17 protein-coding genes are annotated in these 23337 nt (G+C 64.3%); 9 read left to right on the top strand and 8 right to left on the bottom strand.

The features are described from left to right. Positions 1–75: 75 nt before the first annotated feature. Complete coding sequence (mdh, locus tag N0P34_RS05270; RefSeq protein WP_275605966.1) at positions 76–1038, bottom strand: malate dehydrogenase; 963 nt, start codon at positions 1036–1038, stop codon at positions 76–78. A 176-nt stretch (positions 1039–1214) separates the two neighbouring features. Here mdh and N0P34_RS05265 point away from each other — a divergent pair, with 176 nt between their 5' ends. Beyond that, positions 1215–1430, top strand: a complete 216-nt coding sequence (locus N0P34_RS05265; protein WP_275605965.1) for a hypothetical protein — start codon at positions 1215–1217, stop codon at positions 1428–1430. A gap of 12 nt (positions 1431–1442) precedes the next feature. On the opposite strand, the gene zapE is transcribed toward N0P34_RS05265, so the two are convergent. The 3 genes from zapE to N0P34_RS05250 all read right to left on the bottom strand — a co-directional run bounded on the left by zapE (position 1443) and on the right by N0P34_RS05250 (position 3696). Further along, positions 1443–2591: a cell division protein ZapE gene (gene zapE, locus N0P34_RS05260; RefSeq protein ID WP_275605964.1), complete on the bottom strand. Its 1149-nt coding sequence runs from the start codon at positions 2589–2591 to the stop codon at positions 1443–1445. A 147-nt stretch (positions 2592–2738) separates the two neighbouring features. Then, positions 2739–3341 carry an AprI/Inh family metalloprotease inhibitor gene (locus N0P34_RS05255; protein ID WP_275605963.1) on the bottom strand — a complete coding sequence of 201 codons (603 nt, stop codon included), beginning with the start codon at positions 3339–3341 and terminating at the stop codon, positions 2739–2741. A 106-nt stretch (positions 3342–3447) separates the two neighbouring features. After that, positions 3448–3696, bottom strand: a complete 249-nt coding sequence (locus tag N0P34_RS05250; RefSeq protein ID WP_275605962.1) for a hypothetical protein — start codon at positions 3694–3696, stop codon at positions 3448–3450. A 342-nt stretch (positions 3697–4038) separates the two neighbouring features. Here N0P34_RS05250 and N0P34_RS05245 point away from each other — a divergent pair, with 342 nt between their 5' ends. Genes N0P34_RS05245 through N0P34_RS05230 form a run of 4 tightly spaced genes read left to right on the top strand, consistent with a single transcriptional unit; the run spans position 4039 to position 9711 of the window. Further along, complete coding sequence (locus tag N0P34_RS05245; RefSeq protein WP_275605961.1) at positions 4039–5139, top strand: microcin C ABC transporter permease YejB; 1101 nt, start codon at positions 4039–4041, stop codon at positions 5137–5139. Beyond that, entirely contained in the window at positions 5136–6236 is a 1101-nt protein-coding gene (locus tag N0P34_RS05240; RefSeq protein WP_275605960.1) for an ABC transporter permease, read from the top strand. The genes N0P34_RS05245 and N0P34_RS05240 overlap by 4 nt, the downstream gene beginning before the upstream one ends. Continuing rightward, positions 6233–7861: an ABC transporter ATP-binding protein gene (locus N0P34_RS05235; RefSeq protein ID WP_275605959.1), complete on the top strand. Its 1629-nt coding sequence runs from the start codon at positions 6233–6235 to the stop codon at positions 7859–7861. The genes N0P34_RS05240 and N0P34_RS05235 overlap by 4 nt, the downstream gene beginning before the upstream one ends. Continuing rightward, positions 7858–9711, top strand: a complete 1854-nt coding sequence (locus N0P34_RS05230; protein WP_275605958.1) for an extracellular solute-binding protein — start codon at positions 7858–7860, stop codon at positions 9709–9711. Before N0P34_RS05235 ends, N0P34_RS05230 begins: the two co-directional genes overlap by 4 nt. A 370-nt stretch (positions 9712–10081) precedes the next feature. On the opposite strand, the gene N0P34_RS05225 is transcribed toward N0P34_RS05230, so the two are convergent. After that, positions 10082–14428: a translocation/assembly module TamB domain-containing protein gene (locus tag N0P34_RS05225; RefSeq protein ID WP_275605957.1), complete on the bottom strand. Its 4347-nt coding sequence runs from the start codon at positions 14426–14428 to the stop codon at positions 10082–10084. Next, positions 14428–16296 (bottom strand): autotransporter assembly complex family protein, encoded by a 1869-nt coding sequence (locus tag N0P34_RS05220; RefSeq protein ID WP_275605956.1) that lies wholly within the window; start codon positions 16294–16296, stop codon positions 14428–14430. The genes N0P34_RS05225 and N0P34_RS05220 overlap by 1 nt, the downstream gene beginning before the upstream one ends. Before the next feature lie 351 nt (positions 16297–16647). Here N0P34_RS05220 and N0P34_RS05215 point away from each other — a divergent pair, with 351 nt between their 5' ends. From N0P34_RS05215 to N0P34_RS05205, 3 genes are read left to right on the top strand one after another with little or no spacing between them, the layout of a single operon-like run. Next, entirely contained in the window at positions 16648–17424 is a 777-nt protein-coding gene (locus tag N0P34_RS05215; RefSeq protein ID WP_275605955.1) for an SDR family NAD(P)-dependent oxidoreductase, read from the top strand. Between the two features lie 53 nt (positions 17425–17477). Continuing rightward, the gene (locus N0P34_RS05210) at positions 17478–19673 is read left to right on the top strand and encodes an ATP-binding protein (protein ID WP_275605954.1); all 2196 of its coding nucleotides are present in this window, start codon (positions 17478–17480) and stop codon (positions 19671–19673) included. Continuing rightward, entirely contained in the window at positions 19670–20326 is a 657-nt protein-coding gene (locus tag N0P34_RS05205; RefSeq protein WP_275605953.1) for a response regulator transcription factor, read from the top strand. Before N0P34_RS05210 ends, N0P34_RS05205 begins: the two co-directional genes overlap by 4 nt. Position 20327: 1 nt before the next feature. On the opposite strand, the gene N0P34_RS05200 is transcribed toward N0P34_RS05205, so the two are convergent. After that, the gene (locus N0P34_RS05200; RefSeq protein WP_275606927.1) at positions 20328–21374 is read right to left on the bottom strand and encodes a lysine-2,3-aminomutase-like protein; all 1047 of its coding nucleotides are present in this window, start codon (positions 21372–21374) and stop codon (positions 20328–20330) included. 169 nt (positions 21375–21543) lie between these two features. Further along, positions 21544–22593 carry an EF-P lysine aminoacylase EpmA gene (gene epmA, locus N0P34_RS05195; protein ID WP_275605952.1) on the bottom strand — a complete coding sequence of 350 codons (1050 nt, stop codon included), beginning with the start codon at positions 22591–22593 and terminating at the stop codon, positions 21544–21546. Between the two features lie 128 nt (positions 22594–22721). Here epmA and efp point away from each other — a divergent pair, with 128 nt between their 5' ends. Next, complete coding sequence (gene efp, locus N0P34_RS05190) at positions 22722–23291, top strand: elongation factor P (protein ID WP_275605951.1); 570 nt, start codon at positions 22722–22724, stop codon at positions 23289–23291. Positions 23292–23337: the final 46 nt, after the last annotated feature.

The raw sequence follows: 23337 nt of genomic DNA, 5'->3' as shown, positions 1-23337 counted from the left end.
CCCGAGAGGCGGCAATCTCGTTTCGCTCCCCCGAAAGGGAGATCCCCGCTTGCGCGGGGATGACATTTGTTCGGATTACGCCAGCTTCGGCGCGATCTTCTTGCAGGCCTCGATCAGGCCCTCGACGGCGCCGACCGACTTTTCGAAGGCCTTCTGCTCGGCGGAGTTGAGGGCGATCTCGACGACCTTCTCGACGCCACCGGCACCGATGACCACCGGAACGCCAACATAGGTGTCCTTGATGCCATATTCGCCATTGAGGTAGGCGGCGGAGGGCAGGACGCGGTTCTTGTCCTTGAGGTAGCTCTCGGCCATGGCAATGGCGGAAGCCGCAGGAGCGTAGAAGGCCGAACCGGTCTTCAAGAGACCCACGATCTCGGCGCCGCCATCACGGGTGCGCTGGATGATCTCTTCGAGCTTTTCCTTGCTCATCCAGCCCATCTTGACGATGTCGGTGAGCGGGATGCCGGCAACGGTGGAGTAGCGGGCCAGCGGCACCATGGTGTCGCCGTGGCCGCCAAGCACGAAGGCATTGACGTCTTCGACCGAAACCTTGAGTTCATCGGCGATGAAGTGGACGAAGCGCGAGCTGTCGAGCACGCCAGCCATGCCGACGACCTTATTGGTGGGCAGGCCGGAGAATTTCTGCAGCGCCCAGACCATGGCGTCGAGCGGGTTGGTGATGCAGACCACGAAGGCGTCGGGAGCATATTTGGCAATGCCCGCGCCCACCTGCTCCATCACCTTGAGGTTGATTTCGAGCAGGTCGTCGCGGCTCATGCCGGGCTTGCGCGGCACGCCGGCGGTGACGATGACGACGTCAGCGCCTTCGATGTCCTTGTACTCGGACGTGCCCTTCATGACCGCGTCAAAGCCCTGGGAAGGGGCCGACTGGGCGATATCGAGCGCCTTGCCGGGGCCTACGCCATCAACCACGTCGAACAGGACGATATCGCCGAGTTCCTTCTGCGCCGCGAGCAGGGCCAGCGTTCCGCCGATCTGTCCAGCACCGATAAGGGCAATTTTCTTGCGCGCCATTAGCCTTGATCCCCGACTGCGTTGATTTGGCGCACCTCTTAACCTTCCCCGGCCTGAGGGGCAAGTGAACCGTTCGTCTAGAGCCCGGTTTCGCCCTTGCTCATGGGCGATGGGGGTATGCCAAATGGGCAAGGTGAACTACCCAAAGAGGGCGCAATCGTTTCAAGGTTTTCGGCATGACACCCACCCCCAGGCCACCGCACAAAAAACCGGCTCCGGCGGCGCGAGACGGTCTCGGCCGACGCCAGGGCATCACCATGGCGATCGGATTGGTCCTGGGCGCTTGTGCGGGCGGCATTATGGGTTCGCAAGTCAATCTGGCGGGCGCTGCCATCGGCGCCCTGCTCGGCGCCGCCGCTGGTGGCACGCTCGGCCTCGTCATCTGGCACTGAACCGGACGATAGCTAGGCCGTTTCCTCGCTGGGCGCATCGCGCAGGCCCTTGCCCAGATATTCCTCGGACTGCATTTCGGTGAGGCGCGACACCGTGCGCTGGAACTCGAACGCGGTCTTGTCGTCCTTGCCCAATTGCTCGAGCGGCACGGCAAAACTGGCCGCGAGCTTGACGCCCCGATCATAGAGGCTGTCGATGAGAAGGATGAAGCGCTTGGCCGCATCGGACCGCGTGCGATCCATCTGCGGCACATCTTCGAGCACCAGCGTATCGAAGGAATGGGCGATGCGCACAAAGTCGCGCGTGCCGAGCGGCTTGTCGCAGAGATCGGCAAAACCGAAACGCGCTGCGCCCATGGCGATACGCGGCACGGGGATCTCACGTCCGATGCTTTCGATAGTGCCTGGCGCGCCCTCTTCGCCACCGGTGAGGCGCAGCCAGAGCGCATCCATCTCGGCGGCAACCTGCGGCCCCGTGCCAAAGACATAGACCTGCTGGCCGGCAAATTTGAGCCGCCGGTAATCCTGCTCCGAAGGCAGGCCCACCACCTCGGTTTCGCGCTTCAGCCGCTCGATGAACGGCAGGAAGAGCTGGCGATTGAGACCATCCTTGTAGAGCCCATCGGGCACCACATTGGAGGTCGACACCAGGACGACCCCGCCGGCAAAGAGCTTGTCGAAAAGCCGGTCGAGCAACATGGCATTGGTGATGTCGTGGACGTGGAATTCATCGAGGCAGAGCACGCGCAGCCCCGATTTCAGCATGGGCCGAACCACCGCCTCGATCGGATCGGCATTGTCATTGCTGCCCCGCGCCGTCTTGCGGAAGGCGGCAACGCCGCGATGCACCTCATCCATGAATTCATGGAAATGGACGCGCCGCTTTTCCTTGATCGGCAGGCCGGCGAAGAAAAGGTCCATCAGCATGGTCTTGCCGCGACCGACCTCGCCGTAAAGGTAGAGCCCGCGCACGGGACGCGGCTTTTCGCGGAAGCCGAACAGGCGCTTCGGCCGCGCGGCCCGCAAATCGGCAAGGATGCGGTCGAAATGGGCAACGGCCTCGAGCTGCGCCGGGTCGCGGGTCAGCGCACCACGGGCGGCAAGCGCTTCATAGGCGGCGCGAACGGGAGTAGCGGGGGAGGACATGGAAGAAGCAACCACAAGGTCATTCCCGCGAAGGCGGGAACCTCAGTTGATATGGATGGGAACAGAGGCCCCCGCTTTCGCGGGGGTGACACGGCGCAACTGCATGAAGTGCAGCGCGCTGGACGGCAAGAAGCCGGCCCCAGGGACCGGCCCTTGCAGATTTTACCGCGACATGGCGATGGCCTGGCCACCGCCCATTGTGCCGATATAGCGGCCGCTCGACGGCGCGAGGAAGGCGGCGATATTGCCGTTCTCATCATAGAGCTGCAGCTGGCTGCCGACCTGCTGCCAGCCGGTGACCGAGGCGATCTGCGCCACGGTGCAGCCCGGAGCCGAGGCCCGGTAGTAATTCGTGCCCGTCTTTGCCGTCATCGGCAGATTGAGCTGGCAGGTCTGGCTGCCCGCCGTAACGGTCCAGACGCCTTCAGGGCCGGCGCTGAAACTGCCGGCCGGCTGGCCGATCGTCGTGATCGAGCTATTGGCAGCAACATTGGTGGTGGCGCCGAAGCCCGGCTGGGGCGCAGCAGGTGCCCCACCGAGAACCGGCGTGCCCGACAGGCCAGGTGCCGGCGTACCGGTGGCGCCAATCGAGGGCAATGTTCCCTGCTGGACGGTCGAGGACTGGACCGGCTGCAATTGCTGGGGCGCGCTCACGACGTTGAGCCCGGCCGTGTTGGAGCGTGTGGTCGGCGAGCAGGCTGCAAGCAGCAGCGCCGCAGCGGCCACACCCAAAACGGAACCGGCTCCGCGTATCCAAAGTTTCATGAGTGACTCCTGCCCGAGGGCTTAAGGGAAATTAACACTTGTGGCGGCTTATAAACCAAAGCAACCACTCCGTTCAACGCCCGACCCGCAATTCGATGGTGGTTCCTCAATATGGCGGTTTTGCGGGATCGGCCTCTGTCATGTCCTTCAACAGATCCTCGACCAGAAGTGTTGCATCGGCCATCTCGTTTTCCGGCACTTCGATGCCGACGCCCTCGGCCCCGAAAATGTTCGGCACGCCCGGCAAGCCGCCGTCGCGCGGCTCGAGCGGGTGAAATCCGTGTGCCCTGAGGGCAACGATGAGGACGCGGGCAATGCCGGCATCCCGGACCTGGGCGATGGTCTTGTAGTTCATGGGCACTCCTGAGTTGGGGAGAGTGTGACGGCGGCGGGGGAATGAGGCAAGTGGAGATGGTGGAGGCTGGGACAGCGTGGCTCCCCTCCCCCCACCCTCATTCCCTCCCCACGGAGGGGGAGGGAGGCGCAAGCACAACTCTCTCGTCTCCATCGTCTCCCTCCCCCTTGTGGTGAGGGATCAAGGGTGGGGGCCTTCGACGTGGCAAGTGCTCCCAACGAAAGCGGCAGTTGCAAAACCCGTCGCCAAATGGTGCATTTGACACAAGCCCCTCTCGCTGCAAGGTGATTTGCGGGTGGCTCGACAAAGTGAACTATGGCGAGCCAAGGGTTTGGAGACGAAATGGGCGCCTATATCATCCGCCGACTATTGCTGATGATCCCGACTGTCTTCGGCATCATGGCCATTTCGTTTCTCATCACTCAATTTGCCCCGGGCGGGCCAGTAGAACAGGCGCTGGCTAATCTCTCCGGCCAGAACGTCGCCTTGACCGAACGCGTGACCGGTGGCGGCGGCGACGTCGTCTCCCAGCCGAATGCGCCCATCCAACCGGGCAAGAGCGGCTATCGCGGCAGCGAAGGCCTGCCGCCCGAACTGGTCGAGCGCATCGAAAAGCAGTTCGGTTTCGACAAGCCCCCGCTCGAACGCTTTTTCACGATGATCTGGAACTATCTCCGCTTTGATTTCGGCGAGAGCTATTATCGCGATATCTCCGTCATTGATCTGATCAAGGAGAAGATGCCGGTTTCGATCTCGCTGGGCCTGTGGATGACGCTGATCGCCTATGGCGTGTCCATTCCGCTTGGGATTGCCAAGGCGCGGCGCGATGGATCCCGCTTCGATGTCTGGACCTCGAGCCTCATTATCGTCGGCTATGCCGTGCCCGGTTTTCTCGTTGCGATTGCATTGATCGTGCTGCTGGCCGGGGGCAGTTTCTGGTCGATCTTTCCCCTGCGCGGACTGACCTCGCCGGGTTTTTCAAGCTTTCCCTGGTGGCGGCAGGTGCTGGACTATGCCTGGCATCTGGTGCTTCCGATCACCGCCATGGGGCTCGGGGCCTTTGCCACGGCGACGCTGCTGACCAAGAATTCCTTCCTCGACGAGATCGGCAAGCAATATGTGGTGACGGCGCGGGCAAAGGGCCTCAACGACCGGCAGGTGCTCTACGGCCATGTCTTCCGCAATGCCATGATGCTGATCATTGCCGGGTTTCCGGGGGCATTCATCGGCGCATTCTTCGGCGGCTCGCTTCTGATCGAGACCATCTTCTCGCTCGACGGGCTGGGGCTTCTGGGCTTTGAAGCCATCGCCAATCGCGACTATCCTGTGGTCTTTGCCACGCTCTACATCTTCTCCCTCCTCGGGCTGGTGATCGGGCTGATTTCGGACCTGGCCTATATGTGGGTGGATCCGCGCCTCGACTTCGAAAGCCGCGACGCATGAGCATCGCCCTCTCCCCGCTCAACCGCCGTCGCCTCGCCAATTTCAAGGCCAATCGGCGCGGCTGGTGGTCGCTCTGGATTTTCCTCGCCCTGTTCATCGTGACGCTCGGCGCCGAGTTCATCGCCAATGAGCGGCCCATTCTCGTCTCCTACAAGGGTGAGTTGATGGTGCCGGCGCTGGTCACCTATCCCGAGAGCAAGTTCGGCGGGTTCTTGGCCACCACGAATTACCGCCAGCCCTATATATCAGACGAAATCGAGGCCAATGGCTGGGCACTCTGGCCGCCGGTGCGCTTCGACTACACCACCATTGACGGCTATCTGCCCTATTCGGGCGCCAATGCACCGAGTTGGATGATGGGCCGGGACGAGTTCTGCGCGCGCTACCCGCTGGGCGTCGAGGACCCCAATTGCCATATCGGCAATTATCATTGGCTGGGGACGGATGATCGCGGCCGCGATGTCTTCGCCCGTCTGGTCTATGGCTTCCGCCTCTCCATCCTCTTCGGGCTAATCCTCACCGTGATATCCTCGGGCATCGGCATCGTGGCGGGGGCGACACAGGGCTATTTCGGCGGCTGGACCGATCTCATCGCCCAGCGGCTCATCGAAATCTGGACCTCGATCCCCGCGCTTTACCTGCTGCTGATCATCTCGCGGGTGATCGCGCCCAGCTTCTGGGTGCTGCTCGGCATTTTGCTGCTGTTTTCCTGGGTGTCGCTGGTGGGCATTGTCCGCGCCGAATTCCTGCGAGCGCGCAATTTTGAATATGTCACCGCCGCCCGCGCGCTGGGCGTTTCCAACCGCACCATCATGTGGCGGCACCTCTTGCCCAATGCCATGGTGGCGACGCTGACCTTCATGCCCTTCATTCTGTCGGGCTCGGTGGCGACCCTCACCTCGCTCGATTTCCTCGGTCTCGGCCTGCCGCCCGGCTCGCCCTCGCTGGGGGAACTGCTGGCGCAGGGCAAGAACAATTTGCAGGCCCCCTGGCTGGCGCTGACGGGCTTTTTCACCATTGCGCTGATGATGACGCTGCTGGTGTTCATCGGCGAGGCCGTCCGCGACGCCTTCGACCCGCGAAAGACCTTTGCATGACCGGGCCGCTGCTTTCCGTACGGGATCTCACCATCCGCTTCGGCGCCTCCGAGGCGGTGCGAAACATCGCCTTCGACATCGCGCCGGGTGAAACGCTGGCGCTGGTGGGCGAGAGCGGATCGGGCAAATCGGTTTCGGCGCTCTCGGTACTGCGGCTGTTGCCGGCCAGCGCCAGCATTTCCGGCGAGATCAGCTTTGAGGGGCAAAACCTCGCCAGAGCCGATGAGCAAGTCTTGCGCGGCCTGCGCGGCAACCGGATCGGCATGATCTTTCAGGAGCCGATGAGTTCGCTCAATCCGGTGCACATGATCGGCAAGCAGATCGGCGAGGTGCTGGCGATCCATCAGGGCCTGCGCCAGACGGCGGCCCGCAAACGCACGATCGAGCTGCTGACCGATGTCGGCATTCCCGACCCGGAAAGCCGGCTGGAGTCCTATCCGCACCAGCTGTCAGGCGGGCAGCGCCAGCGCGTCATGATCGCCATGGCGCTGGCCAATGATCCCAAACTGCTGATTGCCGACGAGCCGACCACGGCGCTCGACGTGACGGTGCAGGCACAGATCCTCGACCTGCTGAAATCCCTGCAGCGCAGGAACGGCATGGCCATGCTGTTCATCACCCATGACCTCACCATCGTGCGCAAGATCGCCGACCGGGTGGCGGTGATGACCGAGGGAAAAATCGTCGAGACCGGACCGGTTGCGCAGATTTTCGAAAGCCCTCAGCACGCCTACACCAAAAAACTTCTCGCCGCCGCGCCGAGTGGGACGCCGAACCTGCCCGATGCCAATGCCGAAAAAGTGGTGGAGGCACGGGACCTCAAAGTGTGGTTCCCGATCAAGCGCGGCCTGTTGCGGCGCGTCGTCGGCCATATAAGGGCGGTCGACGGTGTCGATCTCGACATTTTCCGCGGTGAAACGCTGGGCGTCGTCGGCGAAAGCGGCTCAGGCAAATCGACGCTTGGCTATGCGCTGTTGCGGCTGATCCCGTCCGAGGGTCGCATCGTGGTGCTGGGGGAAAATATCGCCGGCCGATCGGGGCGCGCCATGCGCCCCCTGCGGCAGCATATGCAGATCGTCTTTCAGGACCCGTTCGGCTCGCTCAGCCCCCGCATGCCGGTGCGCGAAATCGTCGCCGAAGGCCTGTCCGTGCACATGCCGCGCCTGTCGAGCGAAGAACGGCAAAACAAGGTCATCGCGGTCCTGCGCGAAGTAGGACTCGACCCCGAGAGTGCCGACCGCTATCCGCACGAATTTTCCGGCGGCCAGCGCCAGCGCATCGCCATTGCCCGCGCCCTCATCCTCGAGCCGGCCTTTCTCGTGCTCGACGAGCCAACCTCGGCGCTCGACGTGTCCATCCAGGCCCAGGTGATCGACCTCCTGCGCGAAATCCAGCATCGGCGCGGCCTCACCTATCTCTTCATCAGCCACGATCTGCGCGTCGTTCGAGCGCTCGCCCATCGCCTCGTGGTCATGCGTAATGGCAAGGTCGTCGAGGCCGGACCCGCTGCTGAAATCTTTGCCGCGCCGCGCGAGACCTATACGAGCCAGCTCATGGCCGCGGCCTTCGACATCGCCCCAAATTCAGACTACGCTTCTGGCCAAATCAACGGAGCCACACCATGAAGTTCTCCGCCCTGCTCTCTTCCGGCCTCCTGCTCCTCGGCCTTGCCGCGCCGGTTGTCGCGCAGACCCCGACCGGGGTCTGGGTCCATGCGGATTCGCTGACCGAGGCACCCAAATATGCGGAAGGCTTTTCCCATTTCGACTATGTGAACCCAGATGCGCCCAAGGGCGGCACGGTTCGCCTGGGCACGCGCGGCGGCTTTGACACGTTCAACCCCATATTGCCCAAGGGCACGCCGGCCGCCGGTCTCGGGCTCATCTACGAAACGCTCATGACGTCCTCCATGGACGAGGTGAACACCGCCTATGGCATGCTCGCCGAAGCGATGAAGGTCGCCGACGATTATGGCGCGGTGACCTTCCGCATGGACCCCGATGCGCGCTGGCATGATGGCGAGCCGGTGACCGCCGAGGACGTGGTCTGGTCCTTCGAGAAGGTCATCGAGCTCAGCCCCACCTACACCCAATATTATGCCAATGTGACCAGCGCCGAGGTGACCGCGCCCAGCGAGGTGACCTTCACCTTCGACATGACCGGCAATCGCGAACTGCCTCATATCCTTGGACAGCTGATTGTCCTGCCTCAGCATTGGTGGGAGGGCACGGACGCCAATGGCAAGCAGCGCAATATCGGGGAATCTACCCTCGAGCCCCCGCTCGGCTCGGGTCCCTACCGCCTCGCCAGCTTCGACGCCGGCCGCACCATCACCTATGAACGGGTCGAGGACTATTGGGGCGCCGACCATCCGACCCAAATCGGCACCAATAATTTCGACAAGTTCGCCTACGAGTATTTCCTCGACGAGGCCGTCTGGTTTGAGGCCTTCAAGGGCGATCAGTTCGACTGGTGGAGCGAATATACCGCCCGCCGCTGGGCCACGGGCTTCGACTTCCCAGCCGTCGCCGAAGGGCGCGTCGTGCGCGAGGAGTTCCCCGAGGATTATAACGGCCGGGGCGAGATGACCGGCTTCATCCCCAATCTGCGGCGCGATAAATTCGACGACCAGCGCGTGCGCCGGGCGATCAACCATGCTTTCGATTTCGAAGAGCTGAACGCGACGGTGTTCTATAACCAGTATGCTCGCATCGACAGCTATTTCTTCGGCCTGCCCTTTGCCTCAAAGGGTATTCCCGAGGGCGAAACGCTGGACATTCTGGAAGGCGTTCGGGAGCTAGTCCCCGAAACCGTGTTCACCACGGCCTATACCAACCCCGTCAATGGCGACCCGACAAAGCTGCGGGAAAATCTGCGCGCGGCACTGAACCTGCTGACCGAGGCCGGCTACACGCTCAACGGCACCCAGCTGGTCGACGCCAATGGCACCCAGCTTTCCATCGAGCTTTTGATGCACCAGCCGACGCTGGAGCCGATCGCCGCAAATCTGCAGCGCAACCTCGCCCAGATCGGCGTCGATTTGCAGATCCGCGTGGTGGACACACCGCAATATATCAATCGCCTGCGCAGTTTCGACTTCGACATGATCTATGCCAGCTGGGCGCAGTCCTTTTCGCCGGGCAATGAACAGCGCGATTTCTTCGGCTCCGGCAGTGTCGACGACCCTGGCTCGCGGAACTATGCCGGCATCTCCGATCCGGGCATCGACGCGCTGATCGACCAGCTCGTGGCCGCCGAGGATCGCGACACGCAGCTGGCCATCATCGGAGCCCTCGACCGGGTTCTTCTCGCCCATGACTATGTCATCCCCGGCTATGCGCTGCTCTATTCCCGCACCGCCCGCTGGGACCGGTTCAGCCGCCCCGACACCCTGCCGGAATTCTCCAACGGCTTTCCGACTATCTGGTGGTGGGACGAGGCCAAGGCCGCAAAGACGGGCGGCGCTGGGCGGTAGCGGCAAAAGCACAATGTCATTCCCGCGCACGCGGGAACCTCTGTTTTCCTTGAGGCTCCGCAAACGAAGATCCCCGCTTTCGCGGGGATGACGTCGTGTGTTCTTTCGGTTCAAACCTGGAAGCCCCCCTCCCCAGCCCTCCCCTCGAGGGGGAGAGTGTCCTGCGGTGGGTGTGGCAAGATCGTGCCCGAAACGCAGTGACACTCCCCCTCGAGCGGAGGGCTGGGGAGGGGGTGAACCGTGCTCCCTCAGCCCGAAACACATCGCTCCACAATGTCATTCCCGCGAAAGCGGGAACCCCTGTTAAACGGAGGTCCCCGCGTGCGCGGGGATGACACAGTGTGTTTGATAAGGCCCCGTGCCAAAAACCTCAGTAATCGCGCTCGTAGAACACGCCGAGGCTGGAATTGCCGTCCTGGCCGGCCGCACCCTTGACGGTGAGATCCTCGGTCACATCGAGATTGATGGTCACCTTGCTCTGGCCATTGGCCCCGGCGGTGACGCCGAGATAGACATTGTCCTGGAGATAGGTGCCCGCCTCGACGCCGACATTGCCCTGGGCATCGGTGACCACATCGAGATCGGCAAGGCCCGCGGCGCCGCGAAGGCCGCCGAGGAGACCGCCACCGCCGCCACCTGCACCGACCAGTTCACCCGCTGCCGCAGCCAATTGCGCCAGTTGCAGCGGCGACAATTCGCCCATGGAGCGCTTGAAGATGAGGCGCGCGAGCACTTCGTCCTGCGGCAATTGCGGATTGGAGCTGAAATTGATGTCCAGTGCCGAGACGCGCCCGGACACGGTGACTACCACGGTAATGTCGTCGGCCTGGGTGGTCGCCACGAAATCAAGCTGCGGATCGAGATCGCCGACCAGCGTGACGGTTCCGCGCTCGAAGGTGATGCGCTGGCCAAGAATGGAGAGCCGGCCGCGATTGAGCGAGAAGGCGCCGACGGGCTGGATGTTGTTCAGCGGCCCGGTGAGACGCACCGACCCACCCACTTCCGCGTCGAGGCCACGGCCGCGAATGAAGATCTGGTTGGGCGCGTTGAGCGTGACGTCGAGCAGCATGCCGGGCGAGCGGCTCTGCGGCACGGGCGCGCCATTGCTGGTGATCTTGGCGCGGCTGAGCGTCTGCGCCACGGCCGCTGGCGCGGAGCGGTGCTCGACATCGATCAATTGCGCACCACCGCCAAAGCCTTCCGGCACGGTGATATTGGCCTGTTCGACGAGGACCGTTCCGGCAAGGAGCGGCGTGCCGGTGAGATTGCCGGTCAGCCCGAGGCTGCCCGTCACCGTGGCAATGAAAAGATCGCCATCGGCATAGCGGGCCGAATTGACATTGAGCGTGAGATTGGCCGGGAAGGCCCCGGTGAGACCGACCGTACCGGAAACCGAGGCACTGCCGCCGGTGGCAAGGTTGGCGCTGAGCGTCTCGATGGTGGCGGTGGTGCCATCGAGCCGCGCCCGGCCGGCAATATTGGCCAGACGCAGATTGAGCTCGGGATCGACATAGCCTGCCCCGCTAGTGGACACCGATCCGCCGAATTGCGGGTTCGCGAGGCTCCCGCTGACCTGCGCATCAAAACTGGCCGTGCCGGACAATTGCCCGCCCCGGTCGATGAGGAAGCGGTTGGCGAGCGCCAATGGCGCCGAGCCATTGAGCGAAAGGGAAAGCCCCGACCCGGCCAATGGCACGCGGCCCGAACCGGTGAGTGCAAGCCCGCCCGAACCATTGGCGCTGAGCGCCTCGATAGCAACGGAATTGTTGGCAAATGTGCCGCGCGTCGAAGCGCTGAGCGGAGTGATGCCGAACGGCGCGATAGCCGCAGCATTGATGCCATTGCCCCGCGCGTCAAAACTGACACGTGGGTCGGAGGCCGAACCCGTGATGCGCGCATTGCCTTCAAGCGTGCCGGCAAGCCCGAGGCTCGGGACGATTGCATTGGCGATGGAGAGCGGCAGGGCCGAGATGTCGACATTGAGATCGAGCGCAGTGCCGGCAGTGCCGCTGGCGGTGATGCGGCCCGAGCCAACATCGAAGCGCACGGCGTCGAGCGCGACGCTCTCGCCTTCGACCAGAAGCGTGGTGGGGTTGGCCAGACGCGCCGAGAGCTGCCCCTGGACGAGGTTGGCGTGATCGAGCCCCAGGCGATAGCCGCCGGTCACCGGGCTCAAGGATCCGTCGACAGCGACGCCGGTGCCGGTCGCCAGCGCGGCGCGCGCCTCGAAATTGGTAGTATCCCCGCTTTGGCTGGCCTTGGCGTCGAGGAGGTTGATCGTGGTGCCCGCGACCGAGATGGCGCCGGCATTGATGGTGCCATCGATGGCCGGAACGCCGAAGAGATCGCCGACGGTGGCGGCAATGTCGGCGCGGCCGATCGCGATGTCGTTGACGCGGAGGTTTGCGGCATTGGCGGACACAGTCGCGCCCTGCTCGCCGTCACTCGGTGCAAAATCGATCCGGGCAGTGACGGCGCCGGAGGCCTCTTGCAGCAGCAGTGCGGCAGCCAGCGAAATATCCTGGGCCGAGAGATCGATGCTGCCGGTGAGCAGTTCCGTATCCACCGCGCGCGCCACTTCGCCCGAAATGCGCGTGCCGGCAATTTCAAAGGCCATTCCCGTGAGGGCCTGGCGCACTTCGTCCACCGCGATCTGGCTGACCAAGGTGGCGCGATAGCCGTCGAGCATGGCGACGCCATCGACGGAACCGGAAATCTTGCCGGCGAGCAGGTCGAGGTCGAGCCCCAATTGCGCGTCGCGCAGGGTGCGGCCGACCAGCGTGCCGCTCTGCACATCGGCGTCGAGAGCCAGCGCGATCGGATCTTCCGGCGCGGCGGACTTTGCCGTGCCGCGCACGCGCAGCGCACCGCTGGCTTCCTCCGAGAGCAACGCCAGGTCAGCGAGATCGAGCCCGATGGCGAAATCGGCCGTGTCGCTGGCATAGACGCCATCGGCGGTGAACTGCACCTGCGGATTGGTAATGGCGAAATCGTCGGCGATGATGCCGTTTTCGTTCCGCGCCAGGCGGCCCGACAGTGCGACCTCGCCGGCAAGGAGCTTGTCGGCCGTTTCGTCATCCACGGAAAGATTGGTGCCGGTGCCGTCAAAGGTCAGGTCGAATGCGCCGCCGACGGCTTGCACTTCGCCCTCGGCATCGAGCAGTAACCCACCGGTCAGCTGGCGACCCGCAAGACCCGAGAACGGCGCAATGCTGTCGGTCTGAAGGCCAATGCGGCCCTTGAAGGCGGTGCCGTCGATGACGCCGGCAAGGCTGGCGGTCAGCGCTTCGCCGACCACGCGCAATTGCGCCAGCTGGATGGGCTGGCCACCCTGCCACATGCCGGCAAGGCCGAGGCCGACGCTGTCGCCCAAAGCTGCCTTGATCGCCGGCTCGGCGGCAATACCCGACAGCGCGCCGTCGCCATTGAAGGTGACCATGCGATTGGCCGGATCGGAGAGATTGCTGGCGACGCCGGCGACGTCGAAGGCCAGTTGCCGGGAGGCGAAGCCATCTGTTTCGAAGCGCTCGATATCCAGCGCGGCAGTCCAGTTGCCGCCGTCGTCGTCACCAAAATCGATGCTGAAACGGGCCTCGCCGACGCGCGTCGTATTGCCCGCGACCGGCAGGGTCACGGGTGCGCCCGAGGGATCGGCAATCCGCGCCTCGAGATCGAGCCGGGAGAGGAAATTGTCCGCCGTAGTGGCCCCGCTCGCCGTCAGCGACAATTGTCCGCCGCTCAGCGACACCGCATTGAGGTCGAACCCGCCCGCCGAACGCATCGTCGCATTGGCGGTCAGTCGCGTTTCCGCGCCAAAGAAGGGACGATAGGGTTCGGCGACGAGACGCGACAGCGGCCCGCCGAGATCGGCGACGATGGAAAGGCCGTCCGCAGCCTGCTCGATGGTCGCCTTGCCCGCCAGCGCCGGCTGGCCATCGGCGAGGAGGTTCAGCTCGGCCACGAGATCGTCGACCGGCCCTGCCCCGGCAAGGGTGAGCTGCATGGCCGGCCTCCCCTCGATATTGAGGAGATTGGCGATGACGCCATTGGCAGGCTCGTTGAGATCGAGCGACAGATCGATGGAATTGTCGGCGCGCAGATAGGCGACATCGAGCCCCAGCGTGCCGCCAGGCCCATCGAGGCGGGTGATATCGAGCGCAGTATCGAGATTGCCACCCTCGAGCGTCAGGGACCCAGCCAGCGAAATTTCCGAGCCGAGCCCGAAGACGTTTTCGCCGAAGGTGACGCGCGGCACCGCCAGCTCACCCAGCTGGATGGCAACCGGAAACTCGGGAATTTCGAACGAACCGGCTTCGGGCGGAGGCAGATCGACGCCTTCGGCCGGCACGGCATTGCGGATATAGTCGATGCTGTCGGCGCGCAGCGAACGGACATCCAGCTTGCCGGTAAAGAGCGCGCCCTGGTTCCAGTTGAGGCTCGCATTGTTGACGCGCAGCCAGACGCCCTGCTGGTCCGAGATGGTAATCTCGCGCACCGAGACGTCGGACCCCAGAATGCCGTCGATATTGGATAGCCGGATCTGTCGCTCGGGCGTCGAGAGCCGGTCTTCGACGAAACTCGTCAGCCAGTCCTTTTGCTGCTCTTCGGGCATGGACAGCACGTCCTGCGCCACCAGCGCCACCGGCACGCCGATAACTGGCACGAGCAGGGCCGCGACATAGGTGAAGCGGCGCGAGATCTTGGGCAGGGTAACCATCAGAATGCCTGTCCGATACCGGCATAGATGGCGTAGTCCGGATCGCCGGGCCGCTTGTTGAGCGGCACGGCCAGATCCAGCCGCAGCGGGCCGAGACCGGTAAAATAGCGGGCGCCGATGCCGGCGCCGAGGCGCAGATCATCGAGCCCTGGGAAAGTATCGGCAGCGACATAGCCACCATCCACGAAGCCGACGATGCCGATATCCTCGGTGACCTTGGCGCGGGCCTCGAGCGAACCTTCGAGGAGATAGCGCCCGCCGGTCACGACGCCGGCGCCATTGTCGACGCCGATGGACTTGAAGCCATAGCCGCGCACCGAGCCGCCACCGCCGGCAAAGAACAGCTTGTCGGGCGGAATTTCGCTGAGGTCGGGACCGACCAGTGCGCCACCCTTGATGCGCCCGGCGAGAATGAACGCGTCGTCTTCGGAAAAGCCGAAATAGGTCCGGCCCTCGATGGTGATGCGGGCGCCGGCCCTGCCGAAGCGCAGATCGTAGAAGGGCTCGAGCATGCCCGAGGCATAAAAGCCCTCGGTCGGGTTCACACTGCTGTCGCGCCCATCATAGGTCGCGCCCGCATAGAGCCCCACGGTCGAGAAATCGCGCGTGCCGAAACCGTCATCGAAGCGGGCGCGCTTGAAGCTCATGCCCCCTTCGAAGGTGATTTCGTCCGAGAAGAAATGCGTGAGGCCCAGCCGCCCCGCCGCCGAAGTCTCGGTATAGGTCGGGTAGATGGTGCGTTCGGCCGAAACCACCGCCACGAGATCGGTATCGGGCGTGAGGAACCCCGGCTTGGTAAAGGTGCCGCCGACGAAATAGTCGAACTCGGCCGTGTCCACCGGCCAGGCAATGCTGGCGACGCGCGCATCGAGGCGCAGCCGTTCGGCCTGTCCGAAGAGATTGCGCCAGAGGTGGTAGCCTTCCACACCCAGCCCATCGACCGTCGAATAGGTCGCGCCGACGCCAAAGCGGCGACCGGGCAATTCGTCGACGATCAGCTGATAGGGCAAGAGACCGTCGGAGCCGATCGAGTCGGCAGCCTCGAAACGGGCGGCCCGGAACACTTCCAGCCGGTCGAGACGCTTTTGCGCGCGGATCACTTCATCCGGGTCATATTCCTGGCCGACGACGAGGCCGGTCTGCTGGCGGATGAAATCTGGGTTCATCGCCTGGGCGCCGGTGACGTTCACCGGTCCAAAGGCAGCGAGGCGCCCGGGATTGACGACGATCCTGGCGTCCACCGTCTGCGTGGCGTGGTCGGCGACGACCTCGCGGCCGATGATCTCGGCCTTGGCGTAGCCCTGCTGCTGCCAGGCAGCGAGCGCCAGCCGTTCGGCCGTCAGAATGACCGAGGATTTTGCCACCTGCCCCGCCCCGAAGCCGCGCATGACCGGCGGCTCGACCTGGTCTTCGGGATCATCGGTTGCCGGCGCCTGATTGACGACCGCGACATCGCGGAAGGTGAAGAGTGGGCCGGTGGTGACGGCAATGGTCACGTCGACCGGATCGGGCAAATTGACGTCGGGCGCCAGGCTAGCGGCCTCGACCCCGCCAATGCGGATGCTGACGGCGCCGCCGTAATAGCCTTCATTATAGAGGCCGGCGAGAATGCGCCGATAATCGCCACGCGCCTTGGCGATGAGCCCGGCAGCGCCGGAAGCCGGCTCGGCCTCGTCGGCAATCAGCGCCGAAGCATTGCGCGCCGCCGTCTCGGCAGCCCCGCTTTCGCTGGCGGAAAAGGTGACCACATAGGGTTGCGGGTCGACGATCACGGCGTCGGCAGCAGCTTCGCTCTCGTCCTCGAAAAACTTGAAGCCAAAAAGCTCAAAACCATGGGCGGCCGGAACCGTCACGGCAGCACATGCCATGGCGATGCACAAGGCGCCAATACTCGTTACCAAACGCGCGCTTTGCAGTGGACCAGTTCCCGACCGTTACGCTTCAACTACTTACGGTTAAAGCCGACAATGCCTTCCTACGGGGAAAGATTCCGTTAAGGCCTCCCCCAAGCTGTGCAAACTCTGTCTGCACTGGCCCAACAGGCGGCCCTTTCATGGCGAGTTTAGGGCGTTGAACGGTGTTGGAACAAGTCCGGGCGGTCATTTTGCCCCGCATTGCACCCGAGCGTGACCGATCCGCAACGCACTGGCGAGGTTGACGCCGGCCCCGGGCCCGGTCCACCCTCCCCACCATCATTTCCGACTATTCGCAGGACTGCCATGTATCAGCTGCTCGATCCCAGCCGCTTCGTCGTCTTCATCACCGGCGCCACTTCCGGCTTCGGTGCCGCCGCAGCGCGCCGCTATGTGGCCGCCGGCGGCAAGGTCGTTGCGACGGGACGGCGCGAGGATCGCCTCGAGGCGCTGCAGGCCGAACTGGGCAAGGACAATTGCCACATCATCACTCTCGACGTACGCGACCGCGCCGCGCTCGAAAAGGCCATCGCCGACATCCCCGCGCCTTTTGACGCCATCAATATCGTGCTCGCCAATGCCGGGCTGGCGCTGGGACTTCAGCCCGCCGCCGAGGCCGATCTCGACGACTGGCAGACCATGATCGACACCAATATCTCCGGCCTCGTCTATACGGTGCGCTTGCTGCTGCCGGGCCTGATCGCCCGCGGCGGCGGTCAGGTGGTGACGCTCGGCTCGGTGGCCGGCGAATATGCCTATCCCGGCGGCTCGGTCTATGGCGCCACCAAGGCCTTCGTGAAACACTTTGCCCTTAATCTGCGCTCGGACCTGCAGGGCAAGAATGTCCGCGTGACCGATATCGAGCCCGGCCTCACCGAAACAGAGTTTTCGCTGGTCCGCTTCAAGGGCGACGAGGGCAAGGCCTCGGCCCCCTATTCCGGCACCAAGGCCATGAACGCCGAAGACATTGCCGAAAGCATCTTCTGGGCAACCTCCCTGCCCGAGCATGTCAACATCAACAAGATCCAGTTGATGGCCACAACGCAGGCCATCGGCCCCTTCGACATCTATCGGGAAAAGTAGAACCCGACCCGCGCAAGTATTGCCGGATTTCAATTTTAAGATTTTAGTGGGGCATGTCCCGTGCCCCGCTTTCTCCCGGCCTTATCATCATCGCCATGACGACGCTTATTGCCGTCTCGGCCGGCGTGATCTTGTGGCTGGCCGCCAGCACGCCCTGGCTCGGCGTCGGGCTCGTGCCCCGCGACGGGCTTGTGGTCCTGGAGGGCCCGGCCTGGGGCCTTGAGGCAGGGACGGAAATCCTCTCCATCTCGGCAGCGGACGGCACGCGCCACACGATCGAGGCGCAGGATCTTCTCGCCGAGCCGGACTCGCTGCCCACCTATGCTGCGATCAATGCGCTCTATGACCGGCAGCAGGCCCTGTTCGATCTCATCGGCGAGCCCGTCATTGCGATCGAAGTCAGGACCGATGCGGGACTGCGGACCCTCGATATCGCTCCCGCCCCGCGACCGCTCGGCTCGCTGCCGGGCAGTTTCTGGATCCAGTTCGTCACCGGAATAACGAGCGCTCTCATCGCCTTCTGGGTCTGGTCCTTGCGCCCGCGCCTGCTTGCCCCGACGCTTTTCGCCCTCTCGGGCCTGGGCGTGTTGATGGTGACGCTGAGTTCGGCCTATTATGCGCATCGCGGTCTCGCCCTGCCGGCCGATGCCTTCCGCGTCCTTATGCTCATCAACCATTTCGGCATCCTCGCCTTCAGCTCGGGCATGATCGGGCTGTTCCTCGTCTATCCCCGCCGGCTTGTTCACCCCCGCTGGCTCTGGCTCGTGCCCGCCCTGCTGGGCCCGCCCTTCGTGCTCGATTCGCTCCAGATCCTCATCGAGGCCGGGCACTATTATCTCCTCGTCATGGCCATCACCCTGACCATCATGGCGCTCATCGTGGCACAATATTGGGCGACGCGGCGCCATCCCGATGAGCGCGCCGTCCTGGGCTGGCTGGGACTTTCGGTGGCCATCGCCATTGGCAGCTTTGCGCTGATGTCCGTTACCCCCGCCCTCCTGGGCTACGACACGCCGCTTTCCCAGCATTATGCCGCGGGCGGCATCATCATCATCTATCTCGGCCTGGCGCTGGGACTGCGGCGCTATCGGCTGTTCGAGCTGGGGCACTGGGCCTATCGCATCCTTTTCTACATGCTGGGTGTCTTCGCGCTTATTGCGCTCGATGCCGCCTTGCTTGTCGGCCTCGGGGTTGGCGAAGCGCCGGCCCTGGCCCTGTCGCTCCTGCTGATCGGCCTGATCTACCTGCCTCTGCGCGACTGGGTCTGGCGGCGCTTCTTCGCGCCGCGGCACATCGAGGAGCATGAGCTGTTTTCTGCGGCCATGGCGGTCGCCTTCGCCCCCAGCAGGGTGGACAGCGCCCGGCGCTGGCGCGACCTTCTGGCCCGGCTATTCGACCCTTTGCAGGCCGTCGACCACACCAATGATCTGAACGCCCCAAGCGTCAGCGAGGACGGTCTCACCATGACCCTGCCTGCCGTGGCTGGGGCGCCGGGGCTCCGCCTCTCGCATCCTTTTGGTGGTCGCGGGCTGTTCCAGCCGGGTCATCTCGCGCTGGCCGCCGATCTGGTCACCCTCACCGAACGCGCCGAGGAAAGCCGACAGGCCTATATGCGCGGCGTGGGCGAGGAGCGCCGCCGCATGGCGCGCGACCTGCACGACGATGTCGGCGCGCGTCTCCTTACGGGCCTCCACACCGCCGATGAACGCACCCGCCCCACGCTCCAGGCGGCGCTCAGCGATATCCGCGCCATCGTCTCCGGCCTCGCCGGAGAAGAAGCCGAACTGGACCGCGTTCTCGCCCAAATCCGCCACGAAGCCGCCCGCCGGCTTGAAGCGGCGGAGATCGGTCTCGACTGGCCGCTGGTCGACGCATTGGGCATGGCGGCGGATGTCCGCATCGATTATCGCGCCCACAAGACGCTCACCTCGGCCGCGCGCGAAATCGTCTCCAATGTCATCCGCCACTCCGGCGCCGACACCCTGACCGTGGCGCTCGAGTGCACGCCCGAAAACCTCGTCCTGCGCTTTGCGGACAATGGGCGCGGTCTCCCGGCCACGGCCCTCGCCGGCGAAACCACCGGCTATGGCCTGCGCAATCTGCGCCAGCGCCTCGCCGATCTCGGCGGCAGCGTGGCGTTTGGCACAACGGGCGGGACGACAATTACGCTCGCTTTGCCCCTCCATCTCGCCGAGCCCCCGGAACCGGGGGTGAACTTCCCCCATAGCGCGGTAGATTTGCCCTCATGACCCACGCTGCCGCGCCCCGCCAATGCCTCCTCGTCGAAGACCAGCCGACCACGCGCGACTGGATGGAGGGGGTGCTGGAACTGGCCTTTCCCGGCGTCAGCATCGCCACGGCGGCAACGCTTCGCGCCGCCTATGCCTGGCTCGATGCCCGCCAGGACCCGGTCTGGCTGGCCGTCATCGATCTGGGCCTGCCCGATGGCTCGGGGATCGATCTGGTGCGCCGCCTTGCGCAGGACCGCCCCGCAACCCTCCCCGTCGTCGCCTCCATCTATGATGACGACGCCCACCTCTTCGACGCCATTGCCGCGGGCGCCCGTGGCTATGTTCTCAAGGACGAGGAACCAGCGCTTCTGGTCGGCTATCTCCAGCGCATCGAACGCGGCGAGCCGCCGCTCTCGCCCTCCATCGCCCTGCGCATGCTCGACCATTTCCGCGGCCCCAGGCGAAAAATCGACGACGACGCCGGTCTCAGCCCCCGCGAAACCGAAGTGCTGGCGCTCCTCGCCCGCGGCCTTACGGTTGCGGAGGCCGCGCGCCGCCTCGGGCTCCAGCCGCAGACCGTCGCCTCCTATGTGAAGGTGATCTACCAGAAATTGTGCGTCTCGAGCCGGGCCGAGGCCACGCGGGAAGCGGTGCGACGCGGCCTCGCCTGACCTATTCGGTCACTGGCGGCGGATAGGCGTGCTCATTGCCCTGCCAGTCTTTTATGGTCATGCACCCGTCGCCGCCCGAAATGCGGCTCTGCCCGAGCTCGGCCTTGCCATGCCCACCCGGAATATCGAGGACGTATATCGGCTGGCAGAGCCCGGAAATCCGCCCGCGCAGCGCCGCCACCAGCGCCTGTCCTTCTTCAATCGACAGCCGGAAGTGACCGGTCCCCGGCGCCAGGTCCGGATGGTGGAGGTAATAGGGCTTTATGCGGTTTTCGACGAAGCCGCGCATCAGCGCTGCCAGCGTCTCGACACTGTCATTGATCCCGCGCAAGAGCACGGACTGGCTGACCAGCACCACGCCGCCCTCGACCAGCGTGCGGAACGCCTGTCGGGCGGCGGGCGTAAACTCGCGCGGATGATTGGCATGAACGGCCAGATAAGTCGTCTTGCCGCTCGCGGTCAGCGCCGACACCATGTCCTGGTCGACCCGCTCCGGCTCCACCACCGGAACGCGGGTGTGAAAGCGCACGATCTTGACATGCTCGATCCCCGCGAGGCGGTCCATCAGTGCGCGCAGACGGCGCGGCGACAGCACCAGCGGATCGCCGCCGGTGAGGATGACTTCCCAGATTTCGGTGTGCGCCGCGATATAGGCCATGGCCGCATCGAGTTCGTCGGGGGTGAGGGTTCCCAACCCCTGCGGCCCCACCATTTCGCGGCGGAAGCAGAAGCGGCAATAGACCGGGCAGACATGCACGGCCTTCAGCAACACCCTGTCGGGATAGCGATGGACAATTCCCTCCACCGGCGAATGGGCCAGATCCCCGATTGGGTCCTCGCGCTCCTCCGGTGTCGTCACCAGCTCCTCGACGCTCGGCACGAACTGCCGCGCCATCGGGTCATCCGGATCGTTTGGATCAATCAGGTCCAACACAGCCGGGGTAATGCCGATAGCGTACTTTGCCGCCACGGCGGACAGATCCGTGCCATCGGTCAAGCCGGCAGCTTCGAGATCAGCGACAGTCTTCAAAGCTTTGGATGTGACGATGCGGTTCATGCAGCAGGGCTCCCACAGTCACCGGACGACACCTCCCCCTTGAGGGGGGAGGCTGGGAGGGGGTGACGGAAGCCCCAATATCCGGGCTCTCTCCCCCCACCCTTGATCCCTCCCCGCAAGGGGGAGGGTATCGACTGAGGCTCCAGCGACAAGCGAAAACTCATTCTGCCACCGGTGCCCAGAGCACCGCCTCTATCCTGGGCGCGCCGGTTGCCAGCATCACCAGCCGGTCAAACCCCAATGCCACGCCACTGGCCTCCGGCATCAGCGCGAGCGCCGCCAGGAAATCCTCGTCGATCGGATAGCGCTCGCCATAGATGCGTTGCTTTTCGGCCATTTCCGCCTCGAAGCGCAGGCGCTGCTCGGCGGCATCGGTGAGTTCGCCAAAGCCATTAGCCAGCTCCACCCCACAGGCATAGATTTCGAAGCGCTCGGAGACGCGGGCATCGCCCGGAACCCGACGCGCCAGCGCCGCCTCGCAGGCCGGGTAGCGGTCGAGGATGGTCACGCGGCCATTGCCCAGCGCAGGCTCAACCTTTTCCACCAGGATGCGGCTGAAGAGATAGCTCCAGCTCCTGTCCTCCGGCACGTCCAGCCCGCGATCGGCCATCTGCACGGCCAGCGCATCGCCGTCCGGTACGCCGAGATCATCCATGGTGGCGAGGAGGTCGATCCCGGCATGGGCAAGGAACGCGTCGGCGACACTGATCCGCTCGGCCTCGGCCCGCGGATCGCAGACGCGCCCGCGGAAATTGAACTGGTCGATGCCGGTCGTGTCGGCGGCCAGGCGGATGATGGCCACGCAATCGGCAATGATCGCGTCATAGGGCTCGCCCACCCGATACCATTCGAGCATGGTGAACTCGGGATGGTGCAGCGCGCTGCGCTCGCGATTGCGCCAGACATGCTGGAGGCTGGCGATCCGCACTTCGCCCGCCGCCAGCAGCTTCTTCATGGTGAATTCGGGCGAGGTGTGCAGGTACATGGCCTCTGCCGCCCCGTCATTGCCGATCATGCTGGTGCCGAAGGCATGCAGATGGGCCTCATTGCCCGGCGAACGCTGCAGCCCGGGCGGATCGACCACGAGAAATTCATTCGCGGCGAGCCAGGACCGCAATGCCGCGTCGAAGCGGTTGCGCGCCAGCAGGATGGGACGGCGGTCGGCATGGCGTTCGGGCGTCCACCATGGGGAGGCTTTGGGTGCGGGCATACGGGTTTCTGGCGCTCCGGTCTGGCGGTTTGGCGCGGAATAATGTATCGGGCGCTCGATGATAAGTTAATCGGCGCGCGGATGGCCCTGCCTCTAGTACGCGCCAGTGCTACGAACAAGGAAGAAATATGGTCAAGGTCATCGCCTCGTCCCTGCGCAAAGGCAATGTCGTCGAGCAGGACGGCAATCTGCACGTCGTCCTCACGGCCGAAAACGTCCACCCGGGCAAGGGCAATTCGGTGACCAACGTCACCATGCGCCGCATCTCCGACGGCGTGAAGGTCCTGGGGCGCTGGCGCACCGTGGAAATGGTCGAAAAGGCCGATGTCGATGACCGCGTCTACGACTACCTCTATTCGGACGGCGAAGGCCACCACTTCATGGAGCCGGAAAGCTTCGAGCAGATCACCGTTGGCGACGACGTGATCGGCGACCAGAAGGCCTATCTTTCCGATGGCATGAAGGTGCACCTGATGACCCATGAGGGCATTGCGCTCTCCATGGAACTGCCCCAGCGCATGACCTTCGAGATCGTCGAGACCGAGCCGGTCGTGAAGGGCCAGACGGCCTCCTCGTCCTACAAGCCCGCCGTTCTCAACAACGGCCTGCGCGTCATGGTCCCGCCCCATATCGACGCCGGCACCCGCATCGTCATCCTGACCGAAGACAATTCCTACGTGGAACGCGCCAAGGCCTGATCGGCTTTCGCCCGGGCAGCCGAAACGCCGTCCACATTCCGCTTTC

The organism is Devosia sp. FJ2-5-3, assembly GCF_029201545.1.
In the GTDB taxonomy this organism is placed as follows: Bacteria; Pseudomonadota; Alphaproteobacteria; order Rhizobiales; family Devosiaceae; genus Devosia.
Note: the sequence above shows the minus strand (reverse complement) of the source record. Positions and strands in the feature narration are given on the sequence as shown.